The organism is Erysipelothrix piscisicarius (assembly GCF_003931795.1).
GTDB lineage: Bacteria > Bacillota_I > Bacilli_A > Erysipelotrichales > Erysipelotrichaceae > Erysipelothrix > Erysipelothrix piscisicarius.
The window spans coordinates 1,708,781-1,722,938 of sequence record NZ_CP034234.1; the positions used below are offsets into that span (position 1 = coordinate 1,708,781).

9 protein-coding genes and 3 pseudogenes are annotated in these 14,158 nt (G+C 37.2%); 6 read left to right on the forward strand and 6 right to left on the reverse strand.

Annotation, left to right across the window (positions count from 1 at the left end):
* A pseudogene (locus EEI45_RS09770) lies at nucleotides 1-329 on the reverse strand (NADPH-dependent FMN reductase).
* A 487-nt stretch (nucleotides 330-816) separates the two neighbouring features.
* On the opposite strand from EEI45_RS09770, the pseudogene EEI45_RS10000 reads away from it, so the two are divergent.
* The 3 genes and pseudogenes from EEI45_RS10000 to EEI45_RS09795 all read left to right on the forward strand — a co-directional run bounded on the left by EEI45_RS10000 (nucleotide 817) and on the right by EEI45_RS09795 (nucleotide 2,085).
* Nucleotides 817-1,215: pseudogene (locus tag EEI45_RS10000) on the forward strand (MATE family efflux transporter).
* A gap of 25 nt (nucleotides 1,216-1,240) precedes the next feature.
* Nucleotides 1,241-1,441 carry a hypothetical protein gene (locus EEI45_RS09790; protein ID WP_228410364.1) on the forward strand — a complete coding sequence of 67 codons (201 nt, stop codon included), beginning with the start codon at nucleotides 1,241-1,243 and terminating at the stop codon, nucleotides 1,439-1,441.
* Between the two features lie 23 nt (nucleotides 1,442-1,464).
* Entirely contained in the window at nucleotides 1,465-2,085 is a 621-nt protein-coding gene (locus tag EEI45_RS09795; protein WP_267128120.1) for an MATE family efflux transporter, read from the forward strand.
* 74 nt (nucleotides 2,086-2,159) lie between these two features.
* Here the strand turns inward: EEI45_RS09795 and EEI45_RS09800 are convergent, their stop codons facing one another.
* From EEI45_RS09800 to EEI45_RS08475, 3 genes are all read right to left on the reverse strand, one after another.
* Nucleotides 2,160-3,194 (reverse strand): hypothetical protein, encoded by a 1,035-nt coding sequence (locus EEI45_RS09800; RefSeq protein ID WP_228410366.1) that lies wholly within the window; start codon nucleotides 3,192-3,194, stop codon nucleotides 2,160-2,162.
* 363 nt (nucleotides 3,195-3,557) lie between these two features.
* Nucleotides 3,558-3,758 (reverse strand): hypothetical protein, encoded by a 201-nt coding sequence (locus EEI45_RS09805; protein ID WP_228410367.1) that lies wholly within the window; start codon nucleotides 3,756-3,758, stop codon nucleotides 3,558-3,560.
* Nucleotides 3,759-3,836: 78 nt separating this feature from the next.
* A complete protein-coding gene (locus EEI45_RS08475; RefSeq protein ID WP_125164885.1) occupies nucleotides 3,837-4,517 on the reverse strand; it encodes a DsbA family oxidoreductase in 681 nt (226 codons plus the stop codon).
* A gap of 91 nt (nucleotides 4,518-4,608) precedes the next feature.
* Here EEI45_RS08475 and nfsA point away from each other — a divergent pair, with 91 nt between their 5' ends.
* Nucleotides 4,609-5,358 carry an oxygen-insensitive NADPH nitroreductase gene (gene nfsA, locus EEI45_RS08480; protein WP_125164886.1) on the forward strand — a complete coding sequence of 250 codons (750 nt, stop codon included), beginning with the start codon at nucleotides 4,609-4,611 and terminating at the stop codon, nucleotides 5,356-5,358.
* 57 nt (nucleotides 5,359-5,415) lie between these two features.
* Here the strand turns inward: nfsA and EEI45_RS08485 are convergent.
* Both EEI45_RS08485 and EEI45_RS08490 read right to left on the reverse strand, forming a co-directional pair.
* A pseudogene (locus EEI45_RS08485) lies at nucleotides 5,416-6,555 on the reverse strand (IS3 family transposase).
* A 99-nt stretch (nucleotides 6,556-6,654) separates the two neighbouring features.
* On the reverse strand, nucleotides 6,655-12,975 hold the full coding sequence (locus EEI45_RS08490; RefSeq protein WP_228410368.1) for an SdrD B-like domain-containing protein: 6,321 nt from the start codon (nucleotides 12,973-12,975) through the stop codon (nucleotides 6,655-6,657).
* A gap of 423 nt (nucleotides 12,976-13,398) precedes the next feature.
* On the opposite strand from EEI45_RS08490, the gene EEI45_RS09810 reads away from it, so the two are divergent.
* Entirely contained in the window at nucleotides 13,399-13,587 is a 189-nt protein-coding gene (locus EEI45_RS09810; RefSeq protein WP_267128177.1) for a hypothetical protein, read from the forward strand.
* 277 nt (nucleotides 13,588-13,864) lie between these two features.
* A complete protein-coding gene (locus EEI45_RS09815) occupies nucleotides 13,865-14,050 on the forward strand; it encodes a winged helix-turn-helix domain-containing protein (RefSeq protein ID WP_228410369.1) in 186 nt (61 codons plus the stop codon).
* Nucleotides 14,051-14,158 lie beyond the last annotated feature (108 nt).

The window sequence follows — 14,158 nt, forward strand, 5'->3', positions numbered from 1 at the left end:
TTATTGCTTGACTTGATTGTAATATTCTATAAATTGATTCATGACCCCATCGATAAAGGTTACAGTCCCTTCATCAATTAACATCCCGGATTCATCAAATTTTGTATGTACAGCACCAATCAAGATATCATTGCCAGGTAGAAGCCACATAGGCATTGTATCAAGCACTGTATAGAGGTTTAGATAACCTCGTGCCCCAGCCGTTTGTCCCATCGAACAAGAAGCAATTAAACCCGCTTTATTCTTAAGTCCTGGTTGCGTACGGCTTGCCCAATCAATAGCATTTTTAATACACCTGATAATCCATGATTATATTCTGGCGTAATCATAAACACTGCATCCGCATCATGAATTTTGATTCATAACCTTTACCTTTCAGGTGTATCCGTTGGATTATCAAATCACCATTATAGTTTGGAACATCGATATCTAGTATTTCAATTTCCATCTGATCTGCATATCGTTTTGTATATGTTTTCCCAACATCATATTGTAAGAACCTTTACGTAAACTTCCAACCATCATCACAATTTTTATCATAGCATGTGCTCCTTTTTATTTATAGTATACGTGATTTTAAGGGTTCGTATTTGAAATCTGTATTAAATGTTAAATTAATGTGACGAAATGGTGTTTTTTAATTGATATTATCTTGCTCTTTCTATATGATAGTCTTAGCGTTTTAGAAGGAGGTCGAATCGATGAATCTAAAGCGATTTGTAGGCGATAAAGACTTTTATAAAAGGCTTTATTTATTGCAATTCCGTTAATGCTCAACAGCTTATCAGTACATCCGTAAACTTACTGGATAACTTGATGATCGGTCAGCTCGGGGACCATGCATTATCGGGTGTTGCCACCGTAAATCGTTACTTTATTATCGCTGTATTTGGAACAAATGGCGTGATTGCTGCATCAGCTGTATTTATGGCTCAATTCTTCGGAGCAAGAGACAAAGATCATATGAAGCAAACATTCCGTTTTCAATTCTAACATCAATGTTGATAATGAGTACATTCGTCATCCTCGCATTACTTTTCAGGAAATATTATCCGGTTCTTTGTAAAGGATCCAAAAGTAATTGAGCAAGGTATGAGATATATTTACGTATGTGCGTTGGCGTTTATTCCCAACCTATTTACATTGGCCATAGCGGGCTCAATGAGAGCAACTGGAGATTCAAAACTCCTCTTGTTGCAAGTGTTATTTCAATGATTACAAACTTTGTTTTAATTATTGTTTGATTTATGGTAACTTCGGTGCACCACGTCTTGGTGTACTAGGTGGTGCAATTGGAACGTTTATTGCACGATGTGTTGAATTAACATTTATCAGTTATTTCCTTGTTACGGGAAATTATGCGTTTAAGACACGCATTCGTGATATGTTTGATATCTCTAAAACAAAACGAATTACCGCCAAAGCCTTTCCCTTGCTTTAAATGAAGTATTGTGGGCATCAGGAATGGCATTATTACTTCGTTTCTATGCAACCCGTGGAGCGGAAGTTATTTCTGGTTACTCGATTGCGACTACGGTTTCGGATATGTTCTTCACCATGAATGCCGGTATGTCTGTCGCCATTACCATTCTTGTTTCTCAACCACTTGGAGCTAATAAACTCGACGAAGCGCGCGAAAACGGGTATCGCCTTATTGGATTTGGTGTATTACTCAATGCAGTCTTTGGCACCCTGCTTTTAGGTTCCACGTTCCTTATACCGAAAATTTATTCAGTATCGGCTGAAGCGATGTGGACCGCTCAAACATTCTTGAGAATTCAAGCACCATTATTTAGTATCTATGTGATTAATACAACATGTTACTTTATTCTTCGTGCTGGTGGTGATACACGTTCTACATTACTTCTGGACTCAGGGTATATGTGGTGTGTGAATTTGGTTGCGGTGGGCATTGCAACCTACACAACAGACTTAAGCATTCTTTGGCTTTATATTGTAGGGCAATCTACAGATATCTTAAAAATGATGCTTGCATTACGATTTGTGAATAAAGAAAAATGGATCGTAAATCTTGCGGAAGAAGAAAAGCAAGAAGAAGCATTTGTTTTAGAGTTTGAATCTTAATCGATCAATTGAAACGAAGAAAAACACCATCATAGTGAAAGGAACTGACCTAGTTCCAAATGATGGTGTTTTTTTTAATGATCTGGTTTTTCTTTTGCTAATTCAAAGGACACAATTTTAGAACCATTGGTTGTTATGATTACATGAGTTCCTTTAGTCAAGAATGCAAGTTCATCATTTAGAATAAGATTTGCTTGATAAATGGCTTCATCCCCTTCAAGACGAATGAGGTAATGCGTATTGCCATCAATGATAACTTGTTTAACATCTGAAACGACCCCGGTTTTCTCCACAATTTCTTCTGGAACAATACCTACTTGATTTCCCATAACATTGAGATAATTCTTCTCAGATAGTTGATAGGTGTCGCCTACGGCTGACTTGGTGTAATCTTGGTAATTAACCATTGAGAAACCACGAACTACACTCGATGTATCTTTGAGAGACATCACATATGTAGGGAATCCTCCAACGTTTTGTAGAATTGGTGTTGTTGGTGTATATCCTTTTTCTTGGATCGAACCAACTGAAGTCATTTCAGCCGCTGTAATGGAAACCCCTGGTAAATCCATTTGAAGCGTCTCTCCAGTTCGCTTATTCATAAATAAGAGCCCTGTTGTTGAACTTGAATCTAATTTTATGGGACGTATTCCAGTAAAGATATAGATCTCATCGTCGATACTTACATAGTTATAAGAACCTTCTTGCTGGTCTACAGCCATCACACCTTGTTGTTGCATGAAAGAATTAAAATAACCTCCCTTTAAAGTGAAATGATCTTTCGCATGCGATAACATCATATCCGTTGGATAAACGGAATCCACCCACTCTGGGATTTCATTGAGTTCATAACGTGCAGTTTCTCCAGTGACCGCATCCACAACAATCACAGCATCCATGTCTTTAGCGCCCCAAATCCCAACACGTTTTGTAATCGATTGAACAATCCAATAGGGATGTCCTGCATCGTCAATTTCAAAGTTCCAATCATCAAGATAACTAAATTTATGGTGTAAAGCCACATGACGACGTAGATCATATTGTAATGGTGCACCTGGGTAATATTTAATGGGTGCGGGTAACGTTACAATCTCTGACTTCGCATTCATATTTCCGTCCCTGTAGTTACAAGAACATAGTAGGGCACACCACTTGAGAAGTTCGTATATTTTTAAAAGTATCCGCATAAACAAACGGTGCAACACGCGCCATTTGCCTTGATAATTTATTTGGGTAAATTCATTGGTATTAATATCAAAACGCGATGATACCTCACTGAGTTCTCCCATTTTTTTCTCTGCCGATAACAACGCTGAGTCCTTATCTACATAAGAAACTTCAATATTATGATTTTCACCATAGAGATCTTTAAACTCTACTGGTTTTACTTGCTAATACATTTGCATAGCGTTTCGCATTAATCATACGTGATGATGTCACACTACCCACTAAGAAAACAATGGCAAAGATCCCTACGATGATGCCGAAGGTATTAAAGAACTTTTATAGTTTTCACGGTCGATAAACAGTATTCCAGCAATCACTAAGATAAATGTACTTAAATAGAGCATCGAGCCGATATCCATGTAGTGATATGTATTTCCAAACCAGATATCAAGTAGGATAAATACAATCACAACGATACCGATTTGTATTGATTTGCGTTTATTCATAGTAGAACCTCCATCTCCTTATATCTTAACGATTTCTCACACGCAGTGCAAATAAAAAAGCTAGATAACCTAGCTTTTTTATTCAACAGTACAAACCCCATCAGTACACATCATTGCATCATTTTTTTGAGCATTAAGCGTCTCAACATGTTGGAGCGCTGACTTAAATGTTTCAATAGGTTGAGCTCCTGATAAGGATACTTGGTCATCAATTACAAAGTGTGGAACACCTCGAGCACCAATCATCTGTGCCCATTGCTCGTCTTGACGAACACTTAATCCGTACTCATCAGATTCAAATGCATGTTTGATGCCTTCTGCATCAAGTCCAACTGAGACACCAAGTTCAATTAAGGCCTCAAGATCGTTTAAGTAAACACCTTTTGAAAAATACGCATCCATTAACTTTTCACTGTATTCATTTCCTAAACCTTTAAACTTTGCATACTGAAATACTTTATGTGCTTTAAATGTATTAGTATATTTCATCGCATCAAAATCATAGTTTAATCCAACTGTCTGAGCCATGGACCCTACACGTTCGTTATTCAATCGTGCTTCATCAACGGATATGTTATATTTTTGAGCCAACATTTCATGAATGTTTAAATCCGGTTGATCAACATAGTTTTGATCTAATTCAAAACTCATAAACTCTACTTCAATTTCTTTATCTAATTGCTTTATTGCTTCTTCCAAATGTCTTTTTCCCACATAGCAAAATGGGCAGACAAAATCGGACCATACTTGTACTTTCATCACATTCACCTCTAGATACATATTGTATCGACTAAGCGATTTGAGCGCCATCAATATGCCCCCCATGGTATAATATAACCAAGGAGGAATTATGAATAATACAATTAAACAACAACTCAACCATCGTACCATTCGTCAATTTACGGATGAACCCATTTCTCAAGAAATTATTGATACGTTGGTTTCCGTCGCTCAAGCGACATCCACAAGTAATTACATGCAATCTTATTCAATTATTAGCGTAACGGATAAAGCAAAGAAGAAAGCAATCGCAACTATAGGCGCACAACCTTATATCGAAAACGTTGGTCACTTATTTATTTTTGTGATTGATCAACATCGTAATGGGAAAATTGCACACGAAGGAAATATCGACGACATCGAAGTCCTTGAAACATTTGATCGTATGATGATTGGATATACCGATGCGATTCTCGCTGCACAAAACACAATGTTAGCTATTGAGAGCCTTGGCATGGGTGGGGTATTTTTAGGAAGTATTCTCAATGATGCTCAAGCAATCATCGACTTATTAGAGTTGCCTGAATATGTTTTCCCTGTACTGGGACTTGGTTTTGGTTATCCGAATCAAAAGCCTCAGCTCAAACCGCGAATGCCACAACAACTCATGCATTTTGAAAATACATATCCTAACATGGATGCAATTACCGATGCGATGCGCGACTATGACGAGACGGTTACAGAATATTATGACTTACGTGATGCAAACAAACGCATCGACTCATTCACAAATCAGATTAAACAAAGCATGAGTCGACGACATCCTGGACGCATGCAGTTAAAAGATGCGATGCATAAACAAAAGCTCGGTCTAAAATAAAAAAAGTCTATCACTTGGAACTGACCTAGTTCCTTGGGACTAAAGAAAAAAACCAAGTTAGGATGAAGTTAACCGATAATTTACGGGAGATTGATATCCTAGCTTTTCTTGTATTCGATTTTCATTGTAATATTTTAAATAGTTTATCACAGTTTGTGATACAATTTCAGTAGAACCCTTTAGTTCTGGGTTTAATTCGAATGTTTCACACTTTAGCGAGGCATGAAACGATTCGATAGGAGCATTATCAGCGGTGTACCCTTACGGGACATACTCATGGTAATGCTTTTATTTTACTTTGAGTTGATACTCTTTTGATGTATAGACACTCCTTGATCAGAATGAAGAATACATGGCTGAACGATATCCGGAAGTTGATTTAATGTATCAACCACATTCTAGGTTTTGTCTGTCACTCAATGTAGACGCAATAATCTCACCATTATATAAATCCATGATCGTAGATAAATAGAGCATCTTATGGCCATAAGGGATGTAAGTGATATCTGTCACCAATTTCTCTAGAGGAAGTAGTGATTTAAAGTCGCGATTAATGATATTGGGCATAATGATCTTCGGATTTTGTTTTCGATACCGTTTGACCTTAACACGGCATTGACATTGGTGTTTCTGCATTATCTTTTGAACAGTGTTCTTATTGATAATTCTTTCTTTTCGAATTAATGCAGTTATTTTTCGATATCCATAACGAAATTTATTTTCTTTACAAAGTTCAATTACTAATGCTTCATTGACAGAATAATTATTAGACTCTAGTTGCTCTTTTTTAGTCCAACGGTAATACGTTGACTTAGGTACCCCAAAAAGATTCAAGATATCTTTAAGAGATACAGTGTTGCGATACTCTTCAACGAGCTTGATGATTATTTCAGGAACCACATCCTTTCTCTTTCAAATACTTTTAATAGTTCAATTTGTTGCTCAAAGATTTAATTCTAAGTCTTTGTGTTTCTTCGACCGTGTCTCCTTCAGGCCCTTTTCAAAAGTATATTGCTTGCCTACAGGTTGAGAAAATCGATAGTGTTCACCATTTCGATACCATCTCCACCATGTTTTGACTTGTGTTACATTTTTTATTCCAAGTTCAGTCTGAATAAACCTGCTTGAGTAGCCTGCCAATTTCATTTCTATAACTTTCATCTTTGTCTCATAGCTATGCATAGTTCGTGTTCCCATATAAAAACCTCCTATATTGAACTATTTTACAATAATTCTCATACAAGAGGTTTTTTTCTTTAGTCCCACGGAACTAGGTCAGTTCCTGTTTTAAATACGCTACTGATTTTCGTTTTTTTTCTTTTTATTCATAAGCATTAAGACAAATCCTAGAACAACAAGGCCACTTGCAAGAAGTACGGGTGTACTCTCGACTGCAATACCTGTTGATGGAAGGGATGAACCCTTGGATTCTGAATGCGTTCCGTTCTCAGAACCGTTACTTGATTCTTGATTGGAACCGTTATTCGATCCATTGCCATTACTGCTATCAACCGTAATATTTAAGTTGACATTCTTGCTCATGGTTTTCATAAGTCCAAATGTCATTGGATCTTTTACGCATGTTTCTTCATCAATAAAGTCACCATCAATCGCGTATGTCAACTCAATATCATAGTTACCGGGTGCAAGTTTCTCAACATCAATTGATCGGTAATCAACTTCTGCTAATTCTGCTTCTTCACCGGTATCCAGATTGATCAGTTTTCCTTCAGCACGGTTGATAATTTCTTTTTCGAGCGTACCGTTTGCTTTAAATGTCTTGAATTCGGTCATTGTCATGTTTAAATCATGACCTACAACTTCATAACGTGCGGATACACGACCTAATACCGTGACCTGAACACCCTTCGCTTCAAAGACAAAGTTATGGTATCCAGCGGTTTGAGGTAGTTCGCCAACAAGTTTAATATCTTGAACATCAACTGCATTTCCCGCAGCATCAAATGCAGTAACACCTGCTGCGATACGCACGGAATCTTGTGTCATATGCTTCATTTTAATTTCAAAGTTGTTTGCGTAAATTGAACCGGTTCCAGGAACAACAGTACCGTTGTTGTAAAGCGTTGCTACTACACTCAGTGTCGACGTTTTTCCGAGGTCACTTGTTGCTTCGAAAGTAACTGTATGGTTACCCAATGACTGTGGAAGGTCTGTAAGTACTGTAATATCTGTAATCGGTGTGATTTGCGTTGGATTTGATACATCAAATGCTTCAACTCCTGAATTTGCAATCAGTGCTTCCGTAGATACATCATCAAGCAACATTGAGAAATCATGAGCATTCATAGCAATCTTATTCACATTATCAATCACATCGAAGACATGGGCAACGACCGTAATCTGTGTCCCCTTCAACGTCGTAAATGTAATGTTATGATCACCAATTGTTGTGGGTAAATCTGAAACGGTAATGGTATCTAGATCTAACGGAAGTGCTGGATTGACACTAATATCGTAGGCTTCTAAACCGGATAATTGTTTTACATTAATCTCATTCACATAAGATAATTGAATTACGAAGTCATCGGCGTTCATTGCTTCTTTATTTTCTATATTTACAGAGCTGTAAACATGAGCCGTAACTTCTTTTGACGTACCTTGGTCCGTTTCAAATTTTACAGTGTAATCACCCGTACCGGTAATCGCATGCGTTACTTTTGTAATCTCAATTTCTTTAGGTTTTCCACCCAATACGATGAATGCTTTGGCTTGCGCATGCTCAATAAGATTTTTATCATTGACATCCTCAAGTTGAATATCGAAGTCATGAGCATTTATGGATTCATTTGTATTTGGATCAAATTTATCAACTACATTGACGGTAATGGTCTCAACATTTGAACCCAATCCCGCTTTATCGATAACTTGAATTTGGAATTGGTAGCGACCAATTTCATTCCCTTTTACCGACCCAAAGTCGATTGTAGTTTCTTCAATTCCTGTCATATCACCATTATCGGTAAAACTTGGATTGATTTCTTGTTTAAGGTCCGCATAGGTTAAACCATCGGTCTTTTCAAGCACTACCACATTCTTAGCGATTGTTAAGATTGGTGCAGTTGTATCCTTTACCGTTACTTTAACGGTTACAAATTTTGTATTGCCTGCACCATCTGTTGCAGTGATTGTGACGTTTACACCAATTGCATTTGGTGTCTTTTGGTCAACGCCAATGGTATCAAAGTCTGATGACACGGTAACATTACCACTGTTATCTGTTGCATTCACATTCACAAGCCCAAGGAATGCACTTTCATTAAGATCGGCATCGCTCGAGTTTAAGACTAAGCTTGACTCCGCTGTAATTTCTGGTTTCACATCATCCACCAAGGTTACAGATACAGCGAATACTTGTGTATTGTTTGAAGCGTCTGTAGCTTTAAGTGTCACAACAACACTTCCGGGTTTTGACTGAATTGCTTGCGTTAGCTTGATGTCAAAGTCAGATGTTGTTACAGTCCCAAGTGAGTTATCCGTAACATGATATTGAATTAGTGCTAAGAACTCTGCTTCTGTTAGCGGCTTGGAGTTGTTGATGTTTACCGCATTTAACGTTTCAGATCCAATGGTTGGAGCCAATGTATCAACCGTTGTAAATTTGATTGTTTGTTTGACTTCATTGTCATCTCGATCTTTTACCGAGTATTCTACATTTTGTATTGCACCCAATACTGATGTATCAAGTGTAGATGGTGTAATCACAACATTAGAAGGATCAATAGGACCATCTTCATTATCCGTAACACTCGCAATATAATCACTAAGATTTACCGATGTGTTAATTTCCACATCCGCCACGATTTTTTGAAGCGTTAAGACTGGAGGGGTATTGCTTGTAACAGTAACTTGAATCGTATCACTTGCGGTATTACCGTAAATATCAGTAACCGTTACAGTGATATCTGCAGTTCCTACAGCTTGCCCAGTAACACGACCGGTTGATGATACAATTGCCACACTTTCCTTACTTGAAGTAAAGGTCATTGATTCTTTAATTGAATTAAAGAAATCTGGTGTAATGGTTGTAGCAAGATCAATTTCCTTTTTCGCTTTAACAGTTTCAGATGATTTATCAAATTTAACCGTTAATTGCGTGAGGTCGTAGTCAATAACACCGACTGTAATTTGTCCAGATTGTGTTGATGTTGGATCAATAGACGATACAAGACCAGCATTTGGTCCTTTCACATCGACATCAGAATCTTTCATGCCATCATTACCTTGGCCTTTTAGTGTAAACATTTGATTACTTCCTAATACACCATTGAAGTTTACTTGGTAATCACCATTTCCTAAATCACCAAAAGCATACGTTCCATCTGCATTCGTGTTCATCGTTTTCACGGAAACATAGGCTCCGTTTGTATCTTTTTTCAAAAGTTCTACGGGTTTGCTTCCAAGTCCAACTTCTGAACCGTCCATGATCCCATTCTTGTTTGCATCAAGGAATACAAGACCTTTAATTTCTGCAATTTCTAAATTAGCACCAACACGTGATCCGGATGACCCCCCAACAGTTCCTGCATCAAATGAGTAGAATGGCATAAAGTCATTAATTTTACCCAATTTGCCAATTGCGGTTGCAGGTGTTTCATCCACAACATAGTCCATCACAAGCACGGCACGTTCTCCACTTTCAACCGATCCGCTTGTATTTTCGAGTCGAATCATGGTTGTATTGGGGTTAAAGGATGTACCGTAGGCTGCACCTAAATAATTAGCTTCTGTTGTTGCATCGGTAGAGTATGTTAGTTTATAACTTGAACCTTTTTCTATCGAAATGTCAGCACCATTCTTATCGTAAATTTCAATTTTTGGTACTGCATTCAGTTTCATATTCCATGCGAATGGTGTCGATTGGAAGTTCTTTCCGAAATCATTACCCTCTTTTGGTACTGGAATATATACTGCGAATCCATTGATTGGAACATTTTTATTGTTTAATAAATCAACGGTATAGGTCGCTTCTGTACCTGGTGTAAATGAAACTGCTGTTTCCGGTTTCGTGATATCAAATGAAGGACGACGAATATCTCCTTTAGGTTGGGTATACGTATCAATAATTAACTCTTCACGCGAAATAATATTTAATTGGGTAGCTTTCGCGGGCATAATGCGTTCTGTTACGTCGTTATCATTATTGATATCGTCAGTATCCGCAACAGATCCAGGTTGCCCGGAAACATTTGAAACGGTCCAATTTTTATCCAATTTCCAGAATCCTGCTTTATTTAGCTCATAAATACCACCAGATTTAATATTGGTGTTTAAGTTAAAACGAACATAAGGCAATACTGGTAAATAACTGTCTTTATAGTTTGCACCAAAGACGCCTGAGAATTGTACTCTTAATGCACGTTGTCCTGTAGCATTAATTGTGTAAATCTCTGAAGTGTAATCAGAACTTCCTATCGCTTTATTTGATGCCCACACTTTAAATGTGCTCATATCAATTTGTGTATTTTCTGGGATGATAAAGAAGAATTCTGGATCAATTATACCAAATGAGTTGGCACCATTATCGTAGTAATATTGCTCTGAGAGGTTAAATTGTAACGTTGTAGTGTCTCCCGCATTCACAACTTTACCGTCGTTGTTTGGAAGCATACGTACATGTGGCTTCGCAATTCGACTTACGACTTGAGTTTCTGAAACGACAGACTCTAAATCTTCGGTTCCATCTGCAAGGCGCGCAAATACTTTTACAGTAACATTACCGGCAGCAGCACCATCTTTTAGACGTCCAATGATATTTCCATATTTGCTATTTGAAAGATAGTCAGCAGATCGATATGCTTTTGGAATATCATTCATCTCAAATACAACGCGTGTAAAGTACTCATCCGCTTGGAGACCCAGGATTGTTTGGCTTACACCAGTCATACCTGCAGAGTTCAAGCCTACAATTTGACTTTTATTCGCTTCTCGAAGCGAAGTGTTCTTATTGGTAACATAGAATACCTTTTTAACATTTTTAACGCCACCTGGAGCTAAAGCTGCTTTAACTTCTAAATTCGCATCAAAATCTAATTGAATAATTTGATTTGTTTTGACTGTTGTATTGTCGTTTAAAATTGAGTAACGAACAAGACTGTTACTAAAGTCTTCGTGTTGATTCACAAAGGGTGTTTTATCTGTTCGCAATGTTAATTTATTTGGAACTGTTTCAGGATCAATAATGTTTAGTGAAGCTTTAGGGACATCTTTATCCGTAACCTTAATGACAGCGCCATCGTAGGTATTTATTTCGAAATATGACTGATCCGAAGCATAGTAAAATCCTTCAGCTAAATGACCATATTTTAAAGGTACAGTAAATAGCTGTGAAGTTGAACTCGATAGATTATCTGCTGATAAAACAATTTTTCCGATTGAATCATCTTTAGATACAACTGTTTGAGTAAGTTGTGTGTCATCAATTGTCGTTCCAATTGGATAATACATGGTAGTTGTAATGTTTTTTACAGCAAAGCGTGTTTGATTAAAACGACCATCACGACTTACACGAGGATTCCCCATTATCAATGTGTCTGTATCACCTTTTGATACTGTAGCATGAAAGTTTGAAGACGGCGCACGCAAGAGGTAAGAAACCTTTTCTACGGTTGTATGAGAAAATGATTTCATATCTGCAAGATCGCCATTTTTAAATGCTTCTACTTTAATCGCATCGGTAAATGTTTTGGGTCCATAGTAAATTTTTTCATCTACTTTAACGGTAATCATACGTTCTAACTCAACAATTTGAGTTGTATCGCTGACTTTATAGACAATTTGCCCATTAAAGGATTCGTAATACGTTGGTTCTAATTTTTGTGATTCTGTAATAACACCATCAACCAGTGTACCATTCATCGAATATTCTGGAGTACCACTTTCTGGTGATCCTTTAACGGGATAGGAAACGACTTCCATTCCTTCAGGAACGTTAATTCGAATCTCTTTACCGGTTGAGTTATTGTCCTTGAAATCAACCTTTACATTAATCTGATGTTGTTCTCCCGCTTTCCATTCAACAGAAGGATCATAGTCCACAACTTCTAAGGTAATATCCGCATCACCCAATGCATCCACCGAAACTTCAGGTGCCTTAACATCCTCCGTTTGTGTTAAGGGTGCTTCAGAATTGGTTTCTGGCTCTACTTCTGTGATTTCATCAACATTTACACTAAATGTAAGTGTTTCTTCACGGTTAATTGCTTCCGCATCATCTTGAGCTTCCTTGACCTCTTTTGAATACGTTAACTCAAATTCATAGTCATCATTTTCTGAAATTTTAATTTCATACTCATCCTCTGAATCATTGCGTAGCGAAAGTTCCTCTTTCTCCACACCTTCTTTTTTTGAGTTTTTTGATAAGTGAGAAATCTCCTTTGGAGTATCTTTCTTCTTATCTTCGAGTTTGATTTTTAAATCTACTGTAAGATTCGTAGGGTTTAGTTTCTTATCAACGCCCACTTTATAGTCGTCATTTCCCAAATCTGCATCCATCGCAAATGTTGGGGCCATTTCAAATGATGACATCATGAGAACTGCTGATAAGAATGCTACTAAATTTTTCTTAAATCCCGCCATATCTTTTCCTACTTCTGACACACCGCAGTGCGCTTATGTATGAATCTTAAAAGAGAATGAACGCGTTAAGCTGGATATGTCACAAACAAAACTATATTTGTCATGAATAAAAACGGGATTTATGTAGATAGTGAAGATGAAAAGCGTTCGTGAACAAGATTGTGAAACAGCCTTAAATCCTTTAATAAGTGGGTTTGTGTTTTTTCGTATATGAATCATGTTCACATAACCATCTCATTAATCTACACAAATTGTTCACAGTGATTTACGTTTTAATGGATAAATTCCATGAAATAATTCATAAATTTAATTTTATTACATGTATACGTATTTCGAAACATCAAGACCTTCATATTCTTTAAAAACAGTAAATTAAATCATAAAAAGAGGTGACATTTATGAAAAATACTATTTGTAGAAGATGATGTTGAGTATTCAAACTTTATCACTGAACAACTTTTAAAAGTACCCTATGAGGTCGATTGTGTCTATAGCGGGATTGATGCCATGGAACACTTAGCGTTAAACCAATATGATTTATTGCTTACGGATCTAGAGTTAGATGTATTAGATGGATTGCGCTTGGTAGATTCTGCACGAAAATGGCACCAGGAACCCGTTCCATTATTCTGACAGGAAAACCAAGCAATCACACTGAACTTGAATCCTTGAAACTTCATGCTGATCTCTACATTGAGAAATCAAAAGCTTAAAAGTGATTCTACACTATATCGCCAATATTTTGGAACGCGAAAGTTTACCAATCACACATGTTTCTTTCTTCAAGTGTTGAGAATATCATGATGGACCTAAGAAACCGTACGGTATATAAAGAAAATGTATCTTATAAGTTAACGCCTACAGAGTTCAATCTACTTGAATATTTCTTGAATCATAAAACACATTGGTTATGCGTGAAGATTTATTGCGCGCTGTATGGGCTGAAGAACCGACAGCTGACAATATCCGAAAGGTTGATGTTCATCTTAAAAATTTAAGAACTAAAATGGGAATCTTTTCGATTGTTTCAGTAAGAGGGGCTGGATATAAGTGGAATGAAGGCTCTAAACGAAGTACGTGGGTCGGGGTTGTTTAACACTTGCCTATGCCGTGCTCATCGTTGTATACATTCTTAATCTTGTGAATTTCCCTCAACGCTATCAAGGAAAAGAATACCGTGCACCAAATGGAACAACGTATTAGT